The 22,021-nt window shown below is 72.5% G+C and carries 18 protein-coding genes and 1 pseudogene; 4 read left to right on the top strand and 15 right to left on the bottom strand.

Annotated features, from left to right (window positions below; genetic code table 11):
- Positions 1-347 precede the first annotated feature (347 nt).
- The 6 genes from gatB to ligA form a co-directional block, all read right to left on the bottom strand.
- On the bottom strand, positions 348-1,841 hold the full coding sequence (gatB, locus tag ACWEOZ_RS25345; RefSeq protein ID WP_451913168.1) for an Asp-tRNA(Asn)/Glu-tRNA(Gln) amidotransferase subunit GatB: 1,494 nt from the start codon (positions 1,839-1,841) through the stop codon (positions 348-350).
- Positions 1,842-1,843: 2 nt separating this feature from the next.
- On the bottom strand, positions 1,844-3,325 hold the full coding sequence (gatA, locus tag ACWEOZ_RS25350) for an Asp-tRNA(Asn)/Glu-tRNA(Gln) amidotransferase subunit GatA (protein WP_451913151.1): 1,482 nt from the start codon (positions 3,323-3,325) through the stop codon (positions 1,844-1,846).
- A gap of 5 nt (positions 3,326-3,330) precedes the next feature.
- Positions 3,331-3,630 carry an Asp-tRNA(Asn)/Glu-tRNA(Gln) amidotransferase subunit GatC gene (gatC, locus tag ACWEOZ_RS25355; RefSeq protein WP_212992178.1) on the bottom strand — a complete coding sequence of 100 codons (300 nt, stop codon included), beginning with the start codon at positions 3,628-3,630 and terminating at the stop codon, positions 3,331-3,333.
- 250 nt (positions 3,631-3,880) lie between these two features.
- Positions 3,881-4,357 (bottom strand): N-acetyltransferase family protein, encoded by a 477-nt coding sequence (locus ACWEOZ_RS25360; protein ID WP_451913152.1) that lies wholly within the window; start codon positions 4,355-4,357, stop codon positions 3,881-3,883.
- Positions 4,358-4,365: 8 nt separating this feature from the next.
- Positions 4,366-6,747: a putative bifunctional diguanylate cyclase/phosphodiesterase gene (locus tag ACWEOZ_RS25365; RefSeq protein ID WP_451913153.1), complete on the bottom strand. Its 2,382-nt coding sequence runs from the start codon at positions 6,745-6,747 to the stop codon at positions 4,366-4,368.
- Between the two features lie 232 nt (positions 6,748-6,979).
- Positions 6,980-9,271 (bottom strand): NAD-dependent DNA ligase LigA, encoded by a 2,292-nt coding sequence (gene ligA, locus ACWEOZ_RS25370; protein ID WP_451913154.1) that lies wholly within the window; start codon positions 9,269-9,271, stop codon positions 6,980-6,982.
- 103 nt (positions 9,272-9,374) lie between these two features.
- Here ligA and ACWEOZ_RS25375 point away from each other — a divergent pair, with 103 nt between their 5' ends.
- Positions 9,375-9,776, top strand: a complete 402-nt coding sequence (locus tag ACWEOZ_RS25375) for a type II toxin-antitoxin system PemK/MazF family toxin (RefSeq protein WP_451913155.1) — start codon at positions 9,375-9,377, stop codon at positions 9,774-9,776.
- A 10-nt stretch (positions 9,777-9,786) separates the two neighbouring features.
- Here ACWEOZ_RS25375 and ACWEOZ_RS25380 read toward each other — a convergent pair whose 3' ends face one another.
- From ACWEOZ_RS25380 to ACWEOZ_RS25400, 5 genes and pseudogenes are all read right to left on the bottom strand, one after another.
- Complete coding sequence (locus ACWEOZ_RS25380) at positions 9,787-10,785, bottom strand: methionine synthase (RefSeq protein WP_451913156.1); 999 nt, start codon at positions 10,783-10,785, stop codon at positions 9,787-9,789.
- Between the two features lie 187 nt (positions 10,786-10,972).
- Positions 10,973-12,034, bottom strand: a pseudogene (gene mnmA, locus ACWEOZ_RS25385) (tRNA 2-thiouridine(34) synthase MnmA); the annotation flags it as partial.
- Positions 12,035-12,258: 224 nt separating this feature from the next.
- Positions 12,259-13,434 (bottom strand): cysteine desulfurase family protein, encoded by a 1,176-nt coding sequence (locus ACWEOZ_RS25390; protein WP_451913157.1) that lies wholly within the window; start codon positions 13,432-13,434, stop codon positions 12,259-12,261.
- 102 nt (positions 13,435-13,536) lie between these two features.
- Complete coding sequence (locus tag ACWEOZ_RS25395; protein ID WP_451913158.1) at positions 13,537-14,496, bottom strand: electron transfer flavoprotein subunit alpha/FixB family protein; 960 nt, start codon at positions 14,494-14,496, stop codon at positions 13,537-13,539.
- A 14-nt stretch (positions 14,497-14,510) separates the two neighbouring features.
- Positions 14,511-15,290 carry an electron transfer flavoprotein subunit beta/FixA family protein gene (locus ACWEOZ_RS25400; protein WP_433721624.1) on the bottom strand — a complete coding sequence of 260 codons (780 nt, stop codon included), beginning with the start codon at positions 15,288-15,290 and terminating at the stop codon, positions 14,511-14,513.
- 248 nt (positions 15,291-15,538) lie between these two features.
- Here ACWEOZ_RS25400 and ACWEOZ_RS25405 point away from each other — a divergent pair, with 248 nt between their 5' ends.
- From ACWEOZ_RS25405 to ACWEOZ_RS25415, 3 genes are read left to right on the top strand one after another with little or no spacing between them, the layout of a single operon-like run.
- A complete protein-coding gene (locus ACWEOZ_RS25405; RefSeq protein ID WP_451913169.1) occupies positions 15,539-15,880 on the top strand; it encodes a YidH family protein in 342 nt (113 codons plus the stop codon).
- Positions 15,877-16,179: a DUF202 domain-containing protein gene (locus ACWEOZ_RS25410; RefSeq protein WP_451913159.1), complete on the top strand. Its 303-nt coding sequence runs from the start codon at positions 15,877-15,879 to the stop codon at positions 16,177-16,179. The genes ACWEOZ_RS25405 and ACWEOZ_RS25410 overlap by 4 nt, the downstream gene beginning before the upstream one ends.
- Before the next feature lie 38 nt (positions 16,180-16,217).
- Positions 16,218-16,553, top strand: coding sequence for a PLDc N-terminal domain-containing protein (locus tag ACWEOZ_RS25415; RefSeq protein ID WP_451913160.1), 336 nt, complete (start codon positions 16,218-16,220; stop codon positions 16,551-16,553).
- 10 nt (positions 16,554-16,563) lie between these two features.
- Here ACWEOZ_RS25415 and ACWEOZ_RS25420 read toward each other — a convergent pair whose 3' ends face one another.
- From ACWEOZ_RS25420 to ACWEOZ_RS25435, 4 genes are all read right to left on the bottom strand, one after another.
- Positions 16,564-18,186: an acetolactate synthase gene (locus ACWEOZ_RS25420; RefSeq protein WP_451913161.1), complete on the bottom strand. Its 1,623-nt coding sequence runs from the start codon at positions 18,184-18,186 to the stop codon at positions 16,564-16,566.
- Between the two features lie 59 nt (positions 18,187-18,245).
- Positions 18,246-20,354: an Hsp70 family protein gene (locus ACWEOZ_RS25425; protein WP_451913162.1), complete on the bottom strand. Its 2,109-nt coding sequence runs from the start codon at positions 20,352-20,354 to the stop codon at positions 18,246-18,248.
- Between the two features lie 40 nt (positions 20,355-20,394).
- On the bottom strand, positions 20,395-20,943 hold the full coding sequence (locus ACWEOZ_RS25430; protein ID WP_451913163.1) for a hypothetical protein: 549 nt from the start codon (positions 20,941-20,943) through the stop codon (positions 20,395-20,397).
- Between the two features lie 76 nt (positions 20,944-21,019).
- Positions 21,020-21,793 (bottom strand): enoyl-CoA hydratase/isomerase family protein, encoded by a 774-nt coding sequence (locus ACWEOZ_RS25435; RefSeq protein ID WP_451913164.1) that lies wholly within the window; start codon positions 21,791-21,793, stop codon positions 21,020-21,022.
- Between the last annotated feature and the right edge of the window lie 228 nt (positions 21,794-22,021).

Genomic DNA, 22,021 nt, shown 5'->3' on the forward strand with positions numbered 1-22,021 from the left:
CGAAGCCGCACAGCACCCGCCCAAGCAAGCCGCCCGACCCCAGCGCGGCCCGGCCAAGCCGCACAGCACCCGGCAAGCCAAACCACCCGGCGCGCCCAAGCCGCCTGGCCCGGACCGGCCTGGCAGCACCGGGCCAAGCGAAGCCGCCCGCCCGGCCAAGCAAGCCGCCCGCCCGGCCATGCGAAGCCGCCCGGCCCGGCCCGGGCATGCGGGTTTGAAGGCCGAGCGCAACCACCGCTCTCCGCCCGGACAGCGGCGTCACCAGGCCGGGACGGCAAACGCCCGGCCCTGTGTGCCACAGGACCGGGCGCCGACCGTAAGAAATAAAGCCCATAAGAAAAAGACGATCAGGAAAGCCGGGAAAGGATCAGCTCCCGGACGGTCTTGGCGTCCGCCTGGCCGCGGGTGGTCTTCATGACCGCGCCGACCAGCGCGCCCGCTGCTGCCACCTTGCCGTCGCGGATCTTGGCTGCGATGTCCGGGTTGGCGGCGATGGCCTCGTCGACTGCCGCCGTGAGCGCGCCCGTGTCGGAGACGACGCCGAGGCCGCGGGCCTCGATCACCGCTGCCGGGTCGCCCTCGCCGGCCACGACGCCTTCGAGCACCTGGCGGGCCAGCTTGTCGTTGAGCTTGCCCTCGTCGACCAGGCCTTGCAGCTGCGCGACCTGGGCCGGTGTCACGCCGACCGCGGCCAGCTCGACGCTCGTCTCGTTGGCGCGGCGGGCCAGCTCGCCCATCCACCACTTGCGGGCGCCGGCCGCGGTGGTGCCCGCGGCGATGGTCTCCTCGATCAGCTCGATCGCGCCGGCGTTGGCCACCGACTGCATGTCGAGCGTGGAGATGCCCCACTCCTCGGCGAGCCGGGCGCGCTTGACGCTGGGCAGCTCGGGCAGGGCCGCCTTGAGCTCGGCCACCCACGCCGGGTCGGGGGCGATCGGCACGAGGTCGGGCTCGGGGAAGTAGCGGTAGTCGGTCGCGGTCTCCTTGGAGCGGCCCGGCCGGGTGTCGCCGGTGGTCTCCTGGAAGTGCCGGGTCTCCTGGAAGATCCGGGTGCCCTGGCTGAGCAGGCTCGCCTGGCGGATGATCTCCGAACGGACCGCACGCTCGACCGAACGCAGCGAGTTGACGTTCTTCGTCTCCGTCCGGGTGCCCCACTCCTCGCCCGGCAGGTTCAGCGAGGTGTTCACGTCGCAGCGCATCGAGCCCTGCTCCATGCGCACGTCGGAGACGTTGAGCGAGCGGATGATGTCGCGCAGCTCCGTCACGTACGCCTTGGCGACCTCGGGGGCCCTGGCGCCGATGCCGGGGACGGGCTTGGTCACGATCTCGACCAGCGGGATGCCGGCGCGGTTGTAGTCGACGAGCGACTCGGTCGCGCCGTGGATGCGACCGGTGGCCCCGCCGACGTGCAGCGACTTGCCGGTGTCCTCCTCGAGGTGGACCCGCTCGATCTCGATGCGCACCGTCTCGCCGTCGACCAGCACGTCGACGTAGCCGTCCACGCAGAGCGGCTCGTCGTACTGGCTGGTCTGGAAGTTCTTCGGCATGTCCGGGTAGAAGTAGTTCTTCCGGGCCATCCGGCACCACGACGCGATGTCGCAGTTGAGCGCGAGCCCGATCCGGATGGTGGCCTCGATCGCGGCGCGGTTGGCCACCGGCAGCGCGCCGGGCAGGCCGAGGCAGACCGGGCAGACCTGGGTGTTGGGCTCCGCGCCGAACTCGGTCGGGCAGCCGCAGAACATCTTGGTGTTCGTGCCCAGCTCGACGTGCGTCTCCAGGCCGATGACCGGCTCGTAGCGGGCGATCGCGTCCTCGTAGGAGGGCAACGCGGTGGTGGTCATGCTCACGCCTCCAGCGTCGGTGGGGTCAGGGTGCCGACCGCGGACTCGAGCGCGGCGGCGACCCTGTACATCCGGTCGTCGGCCATCGTCGGCGCCATCACCTGGAAACCGACCGGCAGCCCCTCGGAGAGCCCGCACGGCACCGAGATCGCCGGGCCGCCGTAGAGGTTGGTCGGAATGGTGTAGAGGTCGGCCAGATACATCTGGTAGGGGTCGCTCGTGCGCGAGCCGAAGGGGAACGCCACGAACGGCGTGGTCGGCGAGATCAGCACGTCGACCTGCTCGAAGGCGGTGTTGAAGTCGCGCGTGATGAGCGTGCGGACCTTCTGCGCCTGGCCGTAGTACGCGTCGTAGTAACCGCTGGACAGCGCGTACGTGCCCAGGATGATCCGGCGCTTGACCTCGGGACCGAAACCGGCGTCCCGGGTCAGCGACATGACCTCCTCGAGCGAACGGTTGCCGTCGTCGCCGACCCGCAGGCCGTAGCGCACGCCGTCGAAGCGGGCCAGGTTGGACGACGCCTCGCTGGGGGCGATGAGGTAGTAGGCCGGCAGGGCGTACTCGAAGTGCGGGCAGGACACCTCGACGACCTCGGCACCCAGCTTGATCAGCGCTTCGACCGACTCGCGGAAGGCCGCCAGCACGCCGGGCTCGGCGCCCTCGCCCGCGAACTCCTTGACCAGGCCGAGCTTGACCCCGGTGAGGCCGCCGGTGGCACCCAGGCGAGCGGCGGCGACGACGTCGGGCACGGGCTGCGGGATGGAGGTCGAGTCGCGCACGTCGTGGCCGGCGATGACCGAGTGCAGCAGGGCCGCGTCCTCGACGGTCCGGGCGCAGGGGCCGGGGGTGTCGAGCGAGGACGAGAAGGCGATGAGGCCGTAACGGGATGTGCCGCCGTACGTCGGCTTGGCGCCGACCGTGCCGGTGACCGCGCCGGGCTGCCGGATGGAGCCACCGGTGTCCGTGCCGATCGCCAGCGGCGCCTCGTACGCGGCCAGCGACGCGGCACTGCCGCCGCCGGAGCCGCCGGGGATGCGTCCGAGGTCCCACGGGTTGTTGGTGGGGCCGTAGGCCGAATACTCGGTGGAGGAGCCCATCGCGAACTCGTCCATGTTGGTCTTGCCGAGCATGACCGTGCCGGCGGCGCGCAGCCGCTCGACGACCGTCGCGTCGTAAGGCGGCTTCCAGCCTTCGAGGATCTTGGAGGCGGCGGTGGTCGGGATGCCACGGGTGGCGATCACGTCCTTGACCGCGACCGGCACCCCGGCCAACGGTCCGAGCTCCTCGCCCCGGGCCCGCTTCTCGTCGACGGCACGGGCCGCGGCCAGCGCGCCGTCGCGGTCCACGTGCAGGAACGCGTGCACCTGCCCGTCGACGGCGGCGATCCGGTCGAGGTGCGCGGTGGCGACCTCGACGGCGGAGGCGTCGCCGCCGCTGATCAGGCCGGCGACCTGCGCAGCGGTCATCCTGGTGACGTCAGTCACGGCGCTCAGTCCTCCTCGTCCAGGATGCGCGGCACGCGGAAGCGGCCCTCGGCGGAATCGGGCGCCCCGGAGAGCGCCTCCTCCTGCGTGAGGCACGGCGTCACGACGTCGTCGCGGTAGATGTTGGTCAGCGGCACGGAATGCGAGGTGGGCGGGATGTCGTCGGCAGCCACATCACCGATCCGGGCGACCGACTGCAGGATGACGTCGAGCTGACCGGCGAACTGGTCGAGCTCCTGCTCGGTCACGGCGAGCCGCGACAGGCGCGCCAGATGCGCGACCTCTTCGCGGGAGATGGCGGCCATCGTGCCCCCTTGGTGTGGATGTCGCTGACCGGGGAAGTCTATTTCTTTCGGCCCGGGCGGCGGGCGGCGGCTCCCCGGTCTGTGGATAACCCGGCATTCCGAAGATCAAATGCTGGATGTCGTGCGTGGTTGCCTGGCTCCGACCGTCGCTCCCGCCGAGACCGGGCGAGGGCGGCCAATCGCCTGGCGGCTCATGAACGGCCACCCTCACCCTGCCGGGTCCGTGGTCCCCCGAGAGCAGACGCCCGGGTCAGAGCCGGAGCTCGAGCTCCAGCTCGTGGCGCAGCGGGATGCCGTCGATGACCTGCGGAATGGCCGGCTTGAGGGCGCGCGCCCGCGTCACCGCGTCCCGGTGCACGGCGACCAGGTCGTAGCCGTTGCGCTGATAGAACCGCAGCGCCGTCATGTTGTCGTTCGTCGTGACGAGCCAGAGTCTGGTGGCGCCGGCCGCCGTGGCCGCCTCTCGAACCCAGCTGAGCAGCGCACTGCCGCCGCCGGTGCCTGGACGGTCCGCGGCGATGGAGACGATCTCCCAGTCCGTCCCGACGGCCCGGTAGGTGAGCAGCCCCACGGGTTCGTCGTCATCCCAGGCGATCCCGCCGGGAAGATCGCCGGCGTTGATCAGCTCGTCGTGGACGGCGACCACCGTGCCATGGAACGCGGCAGTCAGCGACTGCCGCACGTACGCGATGTCGGCGGGCGTGACAGGACGCACCTCGATCGCCATGACACTCCTCAGGACGTCGGCACCGCCAGGGCACCGGGTTCACGGCCGGGTCGCAGTGGACGATAGCGGGACAGCCAGACCGCCAGATCGGGTGCGGGCATCGGCCGCGCGTGGAACCAGCCCTGCGCCGCGTGACAGCCGGCCGCGGCGAGCAGCCGCCAGGTCCGCTCGTCCTCGACGCCCTCGGCGACGACCCGCAGTCCCAGTGAGTCGGCCAGCGCGATCACCGACCGCACGATCGCGGCGTCACCCCGGTCGGCGGCCATCCCCAGCACGAACGAGCGGTCGATCTTCACCTCGGCGAACGGCAACCGGCGCAGATGCTGCAACGACGAGTAGCCGGTGCCGAAGTCGTCCAGGGAGATCGCCACGCCCATCCGGTCCAGCCGGGTGATCGTGTCGAGGACCCGGTGCGGGTCGGCCATCAGCGCACTCTCGGTGATCTCGAGCTGCAGCAGGTCGGGCGGTACGTCGTACCGGTGCAACAGGGTGTCGATCTCCACCGCGATGTCCGCCGCATGCAGGTCCCGGACGCTGACGTTGACGGACGCGCGCAGCGGCCGGCCGGCCGCGCGCCAGGCGCCGAGCTGGGCGATCACCTCGCGCAGCACCCGGCTGGTGAGCAGCCGCATGACGGGCGTCTGCTCGGCGACCCGCAGCAGCTCGCTCGGCCCGACCATGCCGCGCACGGGATGCCGCCAGCGCAGCAGCGCCTCGACCCCGACCAGCTCACCCGTCGCGACGGCGATCTGCGGCTGGTAGTAGAGGGTGATGCCGTCGGCGGCCGGGTCGCTGCCCGGCTCGGCCTGCACGGCGCGGCGCAGGTCGGCCAGCAGGGCCAGGTCGGGCGTGTGGTGCTCGGTGTCGCGCGCGTAGACGACGACGTGATCGCCGCGCTCCTTGGCGTCGTACATGGCGGCCTCGGCCTGGCGCAGCAGGGAGGCGCCGTCACCGCCGCGCTCGCCCTGCAGGGCGATGCCGATGGAGGCGCTGACGTCGATCGGCAGACCGTCGAGGGCGAACGGCCGCCCGAGCTCCTCGGCCAGATGCGCCGCGAGCCGCCGGGCCGCGGCCGGCCCGTCGACCCGGGTGGCCAGCACGGCGAACTCGTCACCGCCGAGCCGGACGACAAGATCATGCGACGGTACGACCGCAGCGAGCCGGCGGGCGACCTCGACGAGCAGCCGGTCCCCGGTCGTGTGCCCGAGAGCGTCGTTGACGGTACGGAACCGGTCGAGGTCCAGAAGGAGAAGGGCGAGCCCGCGCTCGGACCGGTGCAGACCGCGCGCGGCCCCCCGCTCGGCGACGGAGGTCTGCAGGGCACGCCGGTTGGGCAGTCCGGTCAGGGAGTCGACCCGGGCGGCCCGCTCGTACTCGCCGGCGGAACGCACCATCCGGTGCACGGCATGCAGAGCAAGAAGGACCAGAGGCACCAGCGCGATGCCGACCTGCGCCGCAGCCAGCACCACGGGTCCGAGCAGCAGCAACGCGGCAGTGGCGAAAAGCTCCACCCCCCAGCGCTGCACCCGGCGCCGCCGGCGGCCGGCACTCGCGCACCGGGCGGAAAGCACGTCGAGGCCGGTGCGCGCGCCGATCCACGCGGCCGCGGCGGCGACGGTGAGCAGGGCGTCGTCCCAGCGCGGCTGGGCGCCGACGTGGAGACCGGCGAGGGCGGCGACGGCGGCGGCTCCGGCCAGGGCCACAGCGTGCTGCACGGCCAGGTGCAGGGCACGGCGGGGGGACTGGCGCATCCGTACGCCGGCCACGGCCATGGCCGCCAGTTGCACGGCCAGGGCGGGCACGAAACCCCAGGCGAGCACGATGCCGAAGGTGAAGCAGATGGACGGCAGGATCACCGAACTGGCCCGCCGGTTGGCGACGACGTAGGGCCGTGCGTCGACGGCCAGGGCGAGGGCGGCCATGACCCAGAAGGCGGTGGGCAGCTCGTCGAAGGTGCGTGGCGAGGCGAGCCAGAGGACCAGGTCAACGAGGAGGGCGCCGCCGACGGCTGTAACTGCGCCGCGCCGGGCGGTGACCGGGCTGGTCCCGGACGGTGACGACTCGAACGGTGCTCCGAGAAGCGCCGACGCCGGCATCTCCGGCGTAGCTCGTGGTTTCCCGGCGCCGGCCCGCTGGGGCCGCCGGCCACCTGGCCCCCAGCCGCGCGACTTCCGGTCGCGCAACCACCGGCCCCGCGAACCCCGGCCGATCGGCTCCCGGTCCCGCGACTCCCGGCTGCGGGCCTCGCGGTTGTCCGACCGCCGACCGGCCGCCCCCTCACCGGGCGATGCATGATCCAGCGAACCGTCAGCCGCGCGCACGTCGGTGATCGGCTCGCCGGCCGGCTGCTCTTCATCCGGCATGGAGCTGCGCTGTTCTGCGGCACCCATGCGACCTCCACGGTGGCGTCGACCGAACGATCTTCCTCACCATAGATCCGCATGGACAAAACTACGCGAAACAGACTCGCCGTTACCAAATTGCCGTATCGCCCTGAACGTGGAACCTTCCCAGATTCACCCGTTGGTGGATCTTCACCGGCGGCACGCCCAGCACCGAACCCCCGGCCGACGGCGTGGCGCAGGACCACCGGCCAGACGCCACGCCCAGCACCGCAGACGCTCAGCTCGGCGTGTCCTCTTCGGCCGGCGCAGCCGCCTTCTTCCTCGGCTTGCGGGGCGCCGCCGCCTTCTTCGGCTCGCCGTCCGCCGCCTCCTTGGGCGCGTCCTCGGCGATCTCAGCCACCGCCCGAGCCGCCTCGGGCCCCTCAGCTAGCAGCACCGCGAACCCGTCCTCGTTGAGCACCGGCACCTTCAGCGACAAGGCCTTGTCGTACTTGCTGCCCGGGTTGTCCCCCACCACCACGAACGCCGTCTTCTTGGACACCGAGCCGCTGACCTTGCCGCCCCGGGCCAGTACCGCCTCGGAGGCCTCGTCGCGGGTGTGGGTCGACAGGGTGCCGGTCACCACCAGGGCCAGGCCGGCCAGGGGCCGCGGTCCCGTGTCGGTGCGTTCCTCGGCCATCTTGACGCCGGCCTCGCGCCACTTGCGGACGATGTCGCGGTGCCAGTCGACGGCGAACCACTCCCGCAGGCTTTCCGCGATCGTGGGACCGACGCCGTCGACCGCTGACAGCTCCTCGATCCGGCCCTCCTCGACCGCGGCCTCGATGGCCGCCATCGAACCGAACTCCAGCGCCAGCGCCCGGGAGGCGGTCGGGCCGACGTGCCGGATCGACAACGCCACGAGGACCCGCCACAGTGGCCGGCTCTTGGCCTCCTCGAGCTTTTCCAGCAGCTTGACCGCGTTGGTGCCCAGGGTGCCGTCCATGTTGACGAAGAACGGTGAGCGCAGCAGGTCGTCGGCGGTCAGGGCGAACAGGTCGCTCTCGTCGGTCAGCACCGACGACTCGTAGAGCGCGCGGGCGGCCTTGTAGCCGAGGACCTCGATGTCCAGGGCGTTGCGGCTGGCCAGATAGAAGAGGCGCTCGCGGAGCTGCCCCGGGCAGTAGTGCTGGTTGGGGCAGCGGATGTCGATGTCGCTCTCCTTGGCGGGAGCGAGCGGGGTGTCGCACTCGGGGCACCGGGTCGGCATCACGAACGGGTGCGCGTCGTCGGGGCGCAGGTCCATGACCGGACCGAGGACCTCCGGGATCACGTCGCCGGCCTTGCGCAGCACCACGGTGTCGCCGATCCAGACGCCCTTGCGCTCGACCTCGCGGGCGTTGTGCAGCGTCGCCTGGGCCACCGTGGAACCGGCCACCAGCACGGGCTGGAGCACCGCGTACGGCGTGACCCGGCCGGTGCGCCCCACGTTGACGGCGATGTCGAGGAGCTTCGTGGTGACCTCCTCGGGCGGGTACTTGAAGGCGATCGCCCAGCGGGGCGCCCGGCTGGTCGAGCCGAGCCGGCCCTGGATGGCGACCGAGTCCACCTTGACCACCACGCCGTCGATCTCGTGCTCGACGTCGTGCCGGTGCCGGCCGTAGTAGGCGATGTAGTCGCGGACCTCGGCCATCCCGTCGACGAGCCGCCAGCGATCACTGGTGGGCAGCCCCCAGGAGCGCAGGGCCTCGTACGCGTGGGACTGCGAATCCGGCCGGAAGCCTTTCCGGGCACCGATGCCGTGCACGACCATCCGCAGGCCGCGGGACGCGGTGATCCGCGGGTCCTTCTGCCGCAGGCTGCCGGCGGCGGCGTTGCGCGGGTTGGCGAACGGAGCCTTGCCCTGCTCGACCAGCGAGGCGTTGAGGTCGGCGAACGCGGACGCCGGGAAGTAGATCTCGCCGCGCACCTCGAGCAGCTCGGGCGGGTCGTCGTCGGCCAGCCGGTCGGGGATCTCGCGGATGGTGCGGACGTTGGAGGTCACGTCCTCGCCGGTGCGCCCGTCGCCGCGGGTGGCGCCGCGCACCAGGCGGCCCTTCTCATAGGTCAGGTTGATGGCGAGGCCGTCGACCTTGAGCTCGCAGATGAACTGCACCGGGCCGCCGGCGTCCCGCTCGGTGCGCTCGGCCCAGGCGCCCAGCTCGGCGTCGTCGAAGACGTTGTCGAGGGACAACATGCGCTCGGCGTGCTCGACCGGGGTGAACAAGGTGGAGAACGTGCCGCCGACATTCTGCGTCGGGGAATCGGGGGTGCGCAGCGCCGGGAACTGCTCCTCCAGCGCCTCCAGCTCGTGCAGGAGCTTGTCGAACTCGGCGTCGGAGACAGTCGGGGAGTCGAGGACGTAGTAGCGGTACTGATGGCCGCGGACCTCGTCGCTCAGCTCGGCGTGCCGGGCGCTGGCCTCCGGGGTCGGCTCGGCGCCGGCGGCGGCGACCTGCGCGGCGGTCGGCCGGCCCTCCGCGAGCTGCTCGGCGACCGCAGCCGCCTCGGCACCGTCGGCGGGCGTATCGACAGGCTGCTTTTCCGGCACCGGGAGACCTCCGTGGTTCGTTCTTCTCTACCGGCACGTTAGTCGCCCGGTCCGACAAAACCATCGACATGCGCGGCCGGCGGCGCCCGGGTACGTTCTGCCGGTGGCGGACTGGTGGCTGTGGGCGGGTGGAGCTGCGGTGCTGGTCGCGGCCGGATGGTGGCTGCGCCGGCGGTGGCGGGCCGGACGGCCGAGCAGCGGCGACATCTGGTGGGCCGACGTGCCCTATGCCCGGGGCCGGGGCTCGAAGCTGCGTCCGTGCCTGGTGCTGCGCCGCCGCGGCGACGGCATCGTGGTCCTGAAGATCACCAGTCAGGACAAGAGTCATCGCCGCGACCACGTGCTGATCCCGACGCGCCGGTGGGACGCGCGGGCGAGCCATGACTCGTACCTGAATCTGGGTGAACCGATCGTCGTCCGCCCGGCGGCCTTCCAGCGCCGCGCGGGCGCGGCGGATCTGCGCACCCGCCGCCAGGTCGCCCGCTTCGGCAGCCGATCCCGGTGAAGCGGGGCTGTCAGACCTCGGTCAGCCGCCGGCCGGCGTCACGGCAGGCCTTGAGCACCTCACGCACGTAGGACTGCGAAGCGCCGGCGAGCCCGCAAGCCGGCGTGATCACGACCTGCTCCGGCAGCCGGGCCGCGGGGAAGCCGAGCCGGCTCCACAGCTTTCGCGCCCGGTCGGCGACCTGCGCCGACGTCAACGCCCGCCCGTCGGCCGGCGGCCGGGTGGGCGCCGCGCCGGCGAAGAGGCCGAGCCCGGCCTCCAGGGCCTCCCCCAGCGGGTCGAGATCCTTGATCAGCGAAAGGTCGAGCCCGACGGCGGCGGCCCGGGCATCCCGGACCACCTGCAGCGGTACGGCCGGAGCACAGCAGTGCACGATGACCGGCACCCCGACAGCCTCGACCACCGTCCGCAGCCCCGTCGCCGCATCAGGCCCGTCGACGACCTTGTACGCCCCCAGCCCGCTCTCCGTGGGGATGCGTCCGGCGAGAACGGCCGGCAGCGAAGGCTCGTCGAGCTGGAGCAGCACCGACGCCTGCGGAAGCCGCTTCTGCACCTCGGCCACATGCCGGCGCAGCCCCTCGGCCAGCGACTCGGTCAAGTGACGCACGGCACCGGAGTCGCGCAGCATGCGGCCGCCGATCGGCAGATCCAGGCTCGCGGCCAGGGTCCACGGCCCGGCGGCCTGGAGCTTGACCGGCCCGGTGAACCGGTCGGCCTGCTCGGAGAGCTGATCGAGGTCGCGTTCCATCAGGTCGGCGATTCGGCGCTGGTCCCGGCCGGGGCGGGGAGCCATCTGCCAGCGGCCGACATAGATCTGCACCGGCAGCTCGACCAGCAGCCCGGCGGTGCGCCCGATCATGTCGGCGCCGGGACCGCGGTCGGGCAGCTCGGCCAGGTGCGGCAGCTCGGGCAGCTCGCCCATGATCAGACGCTGGGCCTCGGCGATGTCGGTGCCGGGCAGCGAGCCGACCCCGGTGGCCGCACCGGCCGGCCAGGGAAAATCAGGCACGACGAGCCGGCCCGGCCCCGTCGGAGCCCACGGACACCCGGCCGGCCGAGACGCCGCCATCACCGCTCGCGCTCGAACCGCCGGCGCCCGAAGCGCCCGCGCCCGAAACGCCCGCGCCCGAAACGCCCGCGCCCGAAACGCCCGCGCCCGAAACGGCCGCGCCCGCGCTGCCCGTGCTCAACGTGCCGGAAGCGATCGTCGCCGAGCCCAGAACAATGTCACCGGCCGGATCCGGCCGATAGGCGACGATGGCCTGACCAGCCGCAACCCCCCGAGCCGGCGCGCGCAGGTGCGCCACCAGGCCGTCCGGCCCGACGGTAACCACGGCCGGAACCACCTCGCCGTGAGCGCGCAGTTGCACGTCGCACTCCACCGGAGTCTGCTCGCCGTGCCAGATGGGCCGGGTCGCCGTCACGGTGTCGACCGCAAGATCCTCCCGCGGCCCGACCGTCACGGTGTTGGTCTTCGGCGTGATCGAGAGCACATACCGAGGACGCCCGTCCGGCGCCGGAACCCGCAGGTCAAGACCCTTACGCTGACCGATCGTGTAGGAGTAGGCCCCGTCGTGCTGCCCCAGCACGGCCCCGGTGCGACCGTCCACGATGTCGCCCGGCGTCGCACCCAGGCGCTCGGCGAGGAAGCCCTTGGTGTCCCCGTCGGCTATGAAGCAGATGTCGTGCGAGTCGGGCTTGTCGGCGACGGCCAGCCCACGCTCGGCCGCCTCCTGCCGGACCCGTTCCTTGGTCGAATCGCCGAGCGGGAACACAGCCCGGTCGAGCTGCGCGCGGGTCAGCACAGCCAGCACATACGACTGGTCCTTGGCGATGTCGACACTGCGCCGCAGCAGACCGTCCGCCCCCAGCCGGGCGTGGTGCCCGGTGACCACGGCGTCGAAGCCCAGCGCGACCGCCCGGTCCAGCACCGCGGCGAACTTGATCTTCTCGTTGCACCGCAGGCACGGGTTCGGCGTACGCCCGGCCGCATATTCCGCGACGAAGTCGTCGACCACGTTGTCGTGGAACTGCTCCGCCATGTCCCACACATAGAAGGGGATCCCGATGACGTCGGCGGCTCGCCGCGCATCCCGCGAATCCTCGAGCGTGCAGCACCCCCGCGCACCGGTCCGGTAAGTCTGAGGATTCCGCGCCAGCGCCAGGTGCACCCCGGTCACATCGTGGCCGGCGTCCCGGGCGCGCGCGGCAGCGACAGCGGAGTCGACCCCGCCGGACATAGCTGCAAGAACTCGCACCCGAACAGCCTATCCGCCCCCACCGACATCCCCCATCGGCGCCTTCGCCGCCGGACCGTTTCTTGACCGCAGAACCTTTTCCGGTACGCGCACCGCACAGTCCAGTGACACACACGCCCGGCACCTGCCGTCCCGGCCTCGCCGCGCCACCATCCGGGCTGAGAGCGGTGGAGGGCTGCTCCGCAGCCGCCTGGCGCCCGGGCCGTGGCTGGTTGTGCGGTGGGTCAGCGGGGGGTTTTCCAGGCCGTTGCCCGGCGGGCGCGCTCGACCGCCCCCGGCAACGCCCCCAGAAGCGTGTCCACGTCCTCGGCCGTCGACGTGTGTCCCAACGTGAAGCGCAGCGACGAGCGGGCCCGGTCGTTGTCCGCGCCCATCGCCAGCAGCACGTGTGACGGCTGCGCCACTCCGGCCGAGCAGGCCGATCCTGTCGAGCACGCGATCCCCTGCGCGTCCAGGAGCAGCAGCAGAGCGTCTCCCTCGCAGCCCGGGAAGGAGAAGTGGGCGTTGCCCGGCAGGCGGTCGGTGGCGTGACCGTTGAAGACCGCGTCCGGGATCGCCTGGTGGACCCGTTCCACCAGTTCGTCGCGAAGGGTGGCCACCCGCTGGGCGTACTCCTCGCGGGTTTTGACGGCGGCCTCGACCGCCACCGCGAACGCCACCACTCCTGGGGTGTCCAGGGTCCCGGAGCGCACGTCGCGCTCCTGGCCGCCGCCGTGCAGCAGCGGGGTCGCGGCGATGTCGCGGCCCAGCAGCAGGGCGCCGACGCCGATCGGGCCGCCCAGCTTGTGGCCGGTCACTGTCAGCGCGGCCACGCCGCTGGCGGCGAAGTCGACCGGGACCTGGCCCACCGCCTGCACCGCGTCGGTGTGGAAGGGAATTCCGGCCCCGATCGCCAGGCGGGACAGCTCGTCGATCGGCTGGATCGTGCCGACCTCGTTGTTGGCCCACTGGGTGCTGATCACCGCGATCTCGTCGCCGTGCTCGGCCAGCAGGGCCGCCAGCGTCTCCGGATCGACCCGGCCGGTCGCGTCGACCGGCAGCCAGCTGACCTCGGCGCCCTCGTGGGTGGCCAGCCATTCGACCGCGTCCAGGACCGCGTGGTGCTCGACCGCCGAGGCCACCACCCGGTTGCGGCGGCGGTCGGCGCCTCGGCGGGCCCAGTAGATGCCCTTGGTCGCGAGGTTGTCGCTCTCCGTCCCGCCGCTGGTGAAGATCACCTCGGACGGGCGGGCGCCGAGCACCGCGGCGATGCGTTCGCGGGACTCCTCGACCTGGCGGCGGGCCCAGCGGCCGGCCGCGTGCAGGGACGACGGATTGCCGACCTCGCGGGCGGCCGCGACGTAGGCGTCGAGCGCTTCGGCGAGCATCGGCGTGGTCGCCGCGTGATCCAGGTAGGCCATCAAGTGAAGCTTATGCCTTGAGCCGTCAACCGAAACGATCCGGATGGATGGAGCGCGGAAGCGGCCCGGCGGAGAACCCGCCGGGCCGCTTCCGCACGCTGGTTACTTGCGCTTGCGGATCTCGTCGTTGGCCTGCGGTACGACCTTGAACAGGTCGCCCACGACACCGAAGTCGGCCAGCTCGAAGATCGGCGCCTCGGGGTCCTTGTTGACCGCGACGATGGTCTTCGAGGTCTGCATGCCCGCCCGGTGCTGGATCGCGCCGGAGATGCCGAGGGCCACGTACAGCTGCGGGGAGACCGTCTTGCCGGTCTGGCCCACCTGGAACTGGTGCGGGTAGTAGCCGGAGTCGACCGCCGCGCGGGAGGCGCCCACGGCCGCGCCGAGCAGGTCGGCCGTCTCCTCGACCAGCTTGAAGTTGTCGGCGTTGCCGACGCCGCGGCCGCCGGACACGACGATCGAGGCCTCGCTGAGCTCGGGACGCGAGCCCTTCTGCTCGGCGACCCGCTCGACGACCTTGGTCAGCTTGTCGGTGTCGGACGCGACCACGGTGAGCTGCTCGACGGCCGGGGTGGCCGGCTGCGGGGCCGGGGTGACCGAGTTCGGGCGGACCGTGATGATCGGCACGCCCTTGGTGACCCGGGACTTGACGATGGTGGAGCCGGCGAAGACCACCTGGGTCGCGGTGCCGTCCTCGGTCACCTCGACGGCGTCGACGAGCAGGCCGTTCTCCAGCTTGACGGCGAGCCGGCCGGCGATCTCCTTGCCCTCCTGGGTGGAGCCCAGCAGCACCGCGGCGGGCTGGATCCGCTTGACCAGCTCGGCGACGACGGTGGCCTTGGGAGCCACCAGGTAGCCGTCGATCTCGTCGCTCTCCGCGGCGTAGATCTTCTCGGCGCCGTACTCGCCCAGCTTGCCGGCGAGCTCGGCCGCGGCGCCGGGGCCGCCGAGCACGACGGCCGAGACCGAGCCCAGGGTACGGGCGACGGTCAGCATTTCGAGGGTGACCTTCTTGACGCCGGAAGCCTGCGAGGCCTCGACGACGACCAGTACTTCAGCCATGGTGGGAGCCCTTCTCAGACGAACTTCTCGGCGGCCAGGTACGCGACGAGCTGCTCGCCACCCGTACCCTCGTCAGTGATCTTGGTGCCGGCCGAACGCGGCGGCCGCTTCGCGAACTCGACCACCGCGGAGGTCGCGCCCGCGGTGCCGACCTCGTCGGCGGAGACGCCCAGGTCGGCGAGCGACAGGGTCTGCACCGGCTTCTTCTTCGCGGCCATGATGCCCTTGAAGGAGGGGTAGCGCGGCTCGTTGATGGTGTCCCAGACGCTGACCACGGCGGGCGTGGCCGCGGTGACGACCTCGTAGCCCTCGTCGGTCTGCCGCTCGGCGGTCAGCTGGCTGCCGTCGACGGTGAGCTTGCGGGCGCCGGTGAGCGCCGCGACGCCCAGCCGCTCGGCCAGCATGTGGGGCATGACCTGCACCCGGCCGTCGGTCGACTCGGCGCCGCAGAGCACGAGGTCGGCGTTGAGCGTGCCCAGGGCGGCGGCCAGGACCTTGGAGGTCGCGACGGCGCACGAACCGTGCAGGGCGTCGTCGGTGATGTGCACAGCCTTGTCGGGGCCCATGGAGAGCGCCTTGCGGATGCTCTCGGTGGCGCGCTCGGGTCCCATCGTCAGCACGGTCACCTCGCCACCGTGCGCTTCCTTGATCTTCAGCGCCTCCTCGATGGCGTACTCGTCCATCTCGTTGATGACGTTGCTCGCCGAGGACCGCTCGACGGTGTTGTCGCCCGGGCTCAGGGTGCGCTCAGCACCGGAGTCGGGTACCTGCTTGACCAGTACGACGATGTTCATCGCGCTTCGACGACCCTCCTGTTTGTGGACGCACGCCTGCAGCCGTGGCTGCTGTCCCCCCGGCCGATGTTACCCGTCGGTAGCATAGGGGTCTCCACCACCGAGAGTGACTCACCTCACCGATGGATCTGATCCATCTTCTCCCACGGCAGCGGCGGAGGGGCCGCCGGAGCCGGGTGCGAATGTTCACTTGACTGGTCGATAATCACCCCGTGCTCGACCAGTGGTTCAACCCCCAGAAGACCCCGATGGTCGGCGAGAAGCCGGACTACCGGTTCTCGCTGGCCAACGAGCGCACCTTCCTGGCCTGGATCCGGACCGCGCTGGCGCTGCTGGCCGGCGGACTGGCCTGCGCCCAGTTCCTGCCGCCGCTGCCCATCGCCCACCTGCGCGAGGGCATCGCCATCGCCCTGCTGCTGCTCGGCGGGGTGGTCGCGCTGCGGGCGGTGGACCACTGGGCGCGTACGGAACGGGCCATGCGGCTCGGCGCCGACCTGCCCAAGTCCCGCTTTCCGGCGATCCTGGCGCTGGTCGTGGCGTTCGGCGCGCTGCTGCTGGTCGCCGCCGTGGTGGTCAAGGCAGTCGGGTGACCACCGATCCCGGCGCGTCCGCGGAACGCACGCGGCTGGCCTGGCGGCGTACCGGCCTGTCGGCGGCCGCGGTCGCTCTCCTGGCGGCGCGACCGGCGTTCAGCCCCACGGCGGGGCCCGGCACGTATCTGGTGGCGGCGGGCGCCCTGGCCGGCTGGGCCGCGCTGGTCGCTCTCGCGTACCGCCGGGCCCGTGGCCTCGGGCTGCAGCCGCCGCAAGCCGGCCGGCGCACTATCACCGCCTATGCGGCGATCACGGTGGTGTTCACGATCCTCGCGACGGTGCTTGTCACGCTCTGATCGTCGCCGTTACCCCTCCGGCGCGTCATCATTGCCTCATGGTCCGGTTGTTCGTCTTCCTGGCTGCGGTGCAGCTCGTCCTTCTGGTGCTCGCGCTCATCAGCGCGTTGTCGGTCCCCCGGGTCCGCAACATGCCCCGAGCGCTCTGGGTGCTCGCCATCCTGCTGATCCCCCTGCTCGGTCCGCTCGCCTACTTCGTCTCGGGACGCCCCAAGGCGCCACCGCGTGAGCACGGCCCCGTGCTGCGCAGCAAGCCGCGCCCCGCCGCACCGGACGACGATCCCGACTTCCTGCGCTCGGTGGACACCGAGCAGTCCAAGCGCGACCGGGAGCTGCTCGCCCAGTGGGAGCGTGACCTGGAGAAGGACGAGTGAACCGGGCCCGTCAGGCCAGGTTCGACGACCGCGGGTAGGCGTCGGCCGGGTCGGTCAGCACGTTGACCAGGTACGGCACGCCCGCCGCGAACGCGCGCTCCAGAGCCGGGCCCAGCTCCGACGACTTCTCCACCGTCTCGCCGGCCCCGCCCAGCGCCTGGACCACCCGGTCGTAGTGCAGGCCGGGCTGCAGGTCGGCGGCCACGTCGTAGCCGTACATGGCCTGCATGGGGTGCTTCTCCAGGCCCCAGATGCCGTTGTTGCCGACCACGATCACCACGGGCAGCCCCTGCCGGGCCAGCGACTCGGCGTCCATCAGTGAGAAGCCGGCCGCGCCGTCGCCCATCAGCACACAGATCTGCCGGTCGGGGTAGGTGACCCTGGCCCCCATCGCGTAGCCCATGCCGGTGCCGAGGCAGCCGTACGGGCCCGGGTCGAGCCAGGTGCCGGGCTGGGCGGGCTCCAGGAAGCGGCCCGCGTACGAGACGAAGTCCCCGCCGTCGCCGATGGTGACCGCGTCCGGGGCCAGCACCTTGCGCAGCTCGCCGTAGATCCGGGCGGGCTTGATCGGGTCGCTCTCCGCGGCCATCGCCTCGGCGTCGCGGGCCTTGCCGGCGTCCTCGGCGGCGCGCAGGCCCTCGATCCACTCACTGTGATCCGCCCGCTTGCCGCTGTGCTCGGCCAGCGCGGTGAGGATGAGCCGCAGGTCGCCGGCGGGTGACACGGCCGTCTCCACGTGCCCGGCGCGCTGGCTCGGCGCGTCGACGATGTGCACGACCTGGGCCGCGCCGAACTCGCCGAAGCCGAGCCGGAAGTCCAGCGGGGTGCCGATGACGGCCACCAGGTCGGCCTCGTTCAGCGCCGGGCGGCGGGCTTTGGCGAAGGCCAGCGGGTGGCCGGGCGGCAGCGCGCCACGGCCCATGCCGTTGGTGAAGACCGGGATCTGCAGCGCCTCGGCGGCGGCCCGCAGCTCGGCGATCGCGTCGCCGCCCCACACGTCGGAGCCGGCGATGATCACCGGGCGCTCGGCGGCGGCCAGCAGGGTCGCGGCCTGGGTGACCTGCTCCGGGTCGGGCTGCACGACCGGGATCTCGGGTGCGCCCGGCGCGGCGACGCCCTCGCTGGAGAAGAGCACCTCCAGCGGCAGGTCGAGGAACGCCGGTCCGCGGTGGGCGGTCAGCGCGGCGGTCAGCGCCTTCGCCACCTCGCCGGGGATCTCCTCGGTGCCGGTGACGGTGGCGGCGTACTTGGTGACCGGGGTGACCAGCGGGACGTGGTCGATCTCCTGGAGGCTGCCGGAGCCCCAGCGGAAAGCGGGAGCCCGGCCGCCGAGCACCAGCACCGGCGAGGCGTTGAAGAACGCGCTGGTCAGACCGGAGATGCCGTTGGTGACACCCGGTCCGGCGGTCAGCACGGCCAGGCCGGGACGGCGCTGCAGCTTGGCGACGGCCTCGGCGGCGAAGACGGCGGACTGCTCGTGCCGTACGTCGTAGATCGGGAAGCCGACCTTGTGCGCGGCGTCGTACAGCGGGAAGACGTGCCCGCCGGAGAGGGTGAACATCTCCGTCACGCCGTACGCCCGCAGCGCCGCCAGCGCCAGGTCCCCGCCGTGGCCCTCGATCATCTCCGCCATGCCAGCTCCCGCCGCTCGATCCTCGCCAGCACGCTACCGGGCGACCGGGAAAAGATGAATCAGACTCGCTCCAGCAGCCGCAGCAGGTCGTCGGCGATGAACCGGGCGGCCTCCTCCATCGACACGCTCGCGATCACGCTGTACGCCGCGACCATGGCCACCACCGGCACCGTGACCAGAATCAGCATGCTGAGCAGCACCTGGAGGAAGCGCAGCGGGCCGCCGGTGCGTTTGCGCTGCCGGGGCACCGGTCGCGACGGCGCGTCCCGTCCGGTCTTGCGCGCGGGCCGTTTGACCGCTGCGGGACGCCCCTGCGGCGGCACCGGCCGGGAGGACACCGCGCCCGAGGCGGAGCGCGCGCCGGGCGGGGACACGGGCCGGCCGGCCACGGAGCCGGTCGCGAACCGGGCGCCGGACGGTGAGATCGGCCGCGTCACAGCCGTGGGCCGCCGCGCTGTTTGGTCGGCTGCTGCGGCCGGGGCCGCATTGTTGGTCGGCGGCGGGGTCCGGGGCAGGGCGTGCACGTCCCAGGAGGGTTCGGACGCGACGGTCTGGTCCGGGTCCGGCACCCAGTGCTGTTGGGCGTCGGGCCACGGGTCGACGGCCGGCGGCGGCAGCAGCTGATCCCGCGCTGACGGCACGGTCTCCGCGTCGTCCAACCGCGAACGCGCCGAAGAGGTCGCCGGAGGCCCCGGGCGCGACGCGGAAGCGCTTGCATGCGGCGCGGAACCCGTCGCAGCACCCGCATGCGGCCCAGACGACGCCGGAGCGCCCGAGTGCGGGGCGGAAGACGCCAGGGCGTCCGAATGCGGCGCGGAAGAAGCGGGGGCCCCCGAAAGCGGGGCAGAAGACGTTGGAGCGCCCGGATGCGGGGCGGATGCCGCTCCAGGGCCTGAATGCGGCGCGGATGCCGCCGGTGTGTCCGAATGCGGGACGGAAGCCGCCGCGTGCGGCATCGCGGCGGCCGGCTGCGGCACCGTGGGCGGTGCCGGGAAAGCGGCCCGGGCGGGGAAAGCGCCCTGCTGCTGCCGGGAGAGCAGCCGCATCTCGGCGGTGGGACCGGGCGCGGCCGGCTCCTCGGCCAGCAGCGCCGCGTCGGCGAGGATGCTGCCCTCGGCGACCACCAGCTCGGGCTGCTCGATCGCCACCGGCGCCTCGCCCAGCGCCCGGTGCAGCAGCGTCGCCACCAGCGGGATCCGGCTCGCTCCACCGACCAGGAACACCCCGGCCAGCCGTCCCTCGGCCAGGTCGGCCCAGCGCAGCAGATCGCGGGTCACCTGCACGGTCTGGTCCAGCACCGGCCGGGCCAGCTCCTCCAGCTCCTCCCGGGTGACGTGCAGCTCCAGGTCGAGCAGCGGCACCACCACGTCGGCCGACTGGAGCCGGGACAGGCGTTCCTTGGCGATCCGGACGTCGTCCCAGAGCTGCCGCTGGGCGCGCCGGTCCTCCAGGGTCGCCGGCTCGGTCAGGCGCTGCCAGATCCCCGGATCGCGCTCGGCACAGAGCTTGCCGATGTGCTCGACGAGCGCGGCGTCGACGTCCAGCCCACCGAGATCGTCCCGGCCGTCCACGGCCAGCACCTCGAAGCCTTCCGCGGTGCGGGCGACGACGCTGACGTCGAAGGTGCCGGCGCCGAAGTCGTGCACCACGACGACCGAGCCGATCGGTACGTCGCGGCCCAGCACCTCGGCGAAGTAGGTGGCCGCGGCGACCGGCTCGGCCACCAGCCGGGCCCGGGTCAGCCCGGCCCGGGCGGCGGCCTCCGCCAGCAGGCCCCGGCGGGTGGCACCCCAGGTCGCCGGGCAGGTGAGGGTGAGCTCGGGGCGGACCGGGCCGACCGCGCGGTGCCACTCGTCGGCCACCCGCACCAGCACCGCGGCGATCATGTCGACGACCTCGAACTCCTGGTCGCCCAGCAGCACCAGCCCGTCGTCGATGCGGCGTTTCGGGTTGGGCTCGAAGCGGCCCGGGTCGCGCCGGGCGCTGTGCACCGCGTCGCGGCCCACCACCAGGTGCCCGCCGGCCTCGGCGTAGACGGCCGAGGGCAGCAGCGGGGAGCCGTCGACGAGGATCGGCCGGGCCCGCCCGTCGGGCCAGCGGGCCACCGCGACGGTGTTCGAGGTGCCGAAGTCGACGCCGAGCGAGTGCCGACCCTGGTCGATGGACATGCGCGCCAGTGTAGGCGCAGCCGGGAAGTTGATGATCTCGCTAGACGAGGCGCCAGCGCAGGTCGCCGTTGCGGTCCCGCTCACAGCGAACGGCCTTGCCCTCGGCGGTCCGGTCGGTCGCTCCCTCGTCGTCGCAGGGCTCGTCGGCAACGGGGATGGGCGCGTCGTCCCCGGGCGCCGGGGCCGACGGTGGCAGCAGCGCGCGATTCGTCGGTGACGTGGTCGGCGCCGGCGGCGGGACGGGCGCCGCGGGCGCTGTGGCGGTCCGGGACGGGCTGATCGACCGGGTGGTGGATCTGCGCACGGCGACCGGGGCCGGGGAGGTCGGCCGTTCGGTGCGGGTCTGCTTCGTGCTGGCGCCCACCGGCCGCCCCGCCTGGTCGCTGGGCGGTGGCGAGTTCGTGCTGGGCACGACGATCGGCGGCCCGGCGAGCTGGGGCTCCGCGGCCCGCCCGCTGGACTTCGCATCGTCACCGCCGAATGTGACGAACCCGATGACCCCGCAGAGCAGGGCCTGGCCGGCGACCAGGGCCACGGCCACGCGCACGGTGCGCCGGACCGAGGTCACGCGCACACCGGGCATCGTCACAGAGGGGAACTTTATGGCAACAGATCGATATCCGCGAGATCTACCGCAGCGTTTCTCGGTTGAGCCCGCGACCGGCTCAGCGGCCGGTGAACTTCGGCTTGCGCTTCTCGACGAACGCCGTGGTGCCCTCGATCCGGTCGTCGGTGGCGAACAGCCCGGCGAAGAGCTGGCTCTCCCAGGCCAGACCCGAGGCCAGGTCGGTGCTCAGGCCCCCGTCGATGGCCAGCTTCGCGGCCCGCAGGGCCAGGGCCGGACCGTTCAGGTACGGCTTGAGCAGCTCGACCGCGCTCGCGTACACGTCGGCGGCGGGCACCACCCGGTCGGCCAGCCCGATCCGCAAGGCTTCCTCGGCGTCCACCATCCGGCCGGAGAACACCAGGTCCTTGGCCTTCGCCGGGCCGATGAGCCGCGCCAGCCGCTGGGTGCCACCGGCGCCCGGGATGAGGCCCAGCTTGATCTCCGGCTGACCGAGCTTGGCGTCCTGGGCGACGACCCGCCAGTCGCAGGCCAGCGCCAGCTCACAACCGCCGCCGAGGGCGTAGCCGGTCACCGCGGCGACGACCGGCTTGGGGATCCGGGCGATCGCGTCGAACGCGCTGGACAGGGCGGCCGCCCGGACGGTCATCTCCTGGTACGTGGTGGTGGTGAACTCGGTGATGTCGGCGCCGGCGGCGAACACCTTCTCCCCGCCGTACACGATCACCGCCTTGATCTGCGGGTCCTCGGCCGCCGTCCGGGCCGCCTCCCGCAGCTCCTCCTGCACCTGGGTGTTCAGCGGGTTCATCGGGGGACGGTCGAGCCGGATCGTGCCGATGCCGTCGCTCGTCTCGAGTCGTACGAACTCACCCACGCGCATGCCTCCCTAGCGATCGTTCAGTCACCGACAGCGTAAGGCCCGGCTCGTCAGGGTAAGTAGCATGGGACACCGAGGAGGGGCGATGATCACCTACTACCGCGATCCGGACGTGCTGGTGACGTCGGCCGGGGTCCGCATGAGCGGCCGGGAGTACCGCCTCGGCGATTTCGCCCAGGTGTGGCACCGGCAGGGCCGCCGTTCGTGGAGCGCGGTCGCCGGGCG

Source organism: Actinoplanes sp. NPDC004185 (genome assembly GCF_053603475.1).

What these genes read in the sequence shown, in the direction of transcription:
- gatB (WP_451913168.1), bottom strand. Translation starts at nt 1,841, where the DNA reads ATGACCACCACCGCGTTGCCCTCCTACGAGGACGCGATCGCCCGCTAC.
- gatC (WP_212992178.1), bottom strand. Translation starts at nt 3,630, where the DNA reads ATGGCCGCCATCTCCCGCGAAGAGGTCGCGCATCTGGCGCGCCTGTCG.
- ACWEOZ_RS25360 (WP_451913152.1), bottom strand. Translation starts at nt 4,357, where the DNA reads ATGGCGATCGAGGTGCGTCCTGTCACGCCCGCCGACATCGCGTACGTG.
- ACWEOZ_RS25365 (WP_451913153.1), bottom strand. Translation starts at nt 6,747, where the DNA reads ATGGGTGCCGCAGAACAGCGCAGCTCCATGCCGGATGAAGAGCAGCCG.
- ACWEOZ_RS25390 (WP_451913157.1), bottom strand. Translation starts at nt 13,434, where the DNA reads ATGGCCTACCTGGATCACGCGGCGACCACGCCGATGCTCGCCGAAGCG.
- ACWEOZ_RS25395 (WP_451913158.1), bottom strand. Translation starts at nt 14,496, where the DNA reads ATGGCTGAAGTACTGGTCGTCGTCGAGGCCTCGCAGGCTTCCGGCGTC.
- ACWEOZ_RS25400 (WP_433721624.1), bottom strand. Translation starts at nt 15,290, where the DNA reads ATGAACATCGTCGTACTGGTCAAGCAGGTACCCGACTCCGGTGCTGAG.
- ACWEOZ_RS25405 (WP_451913169.1), top strand. Translation starts at nt 15,539, where the DNA reads ATGGTCGGCGAGAAGCCGGACTACCGGTTCTCGCTGGCCAACGAGCGC.
- ACWEOZ_RS25415 (WP_451913160.1), top strand. Translation starts at nt 16,218, where the DNA reads ATGGTCCGGTTGTTCGTCTTCCTGGCTGCGGTGCAGCTCGTCCTTCTG.
- ACWEOZ_RS25420 (WP_451913161.1), bottom strand. Translation starts at nt 18,186, where the DNA reads ATGGCGGAGATGATCGAGGGCCACGGCGGGGACCTGGCGCTGGCGGCG.
- ACWEOZ_RS25425 (WP_451913162.1), bottom strand. Translation starts at nt 20,354, where the DNA reads ATGTCCATCGACCAGGGTCGGCACTCGCTCGGCGTCGACTTCGGCACC.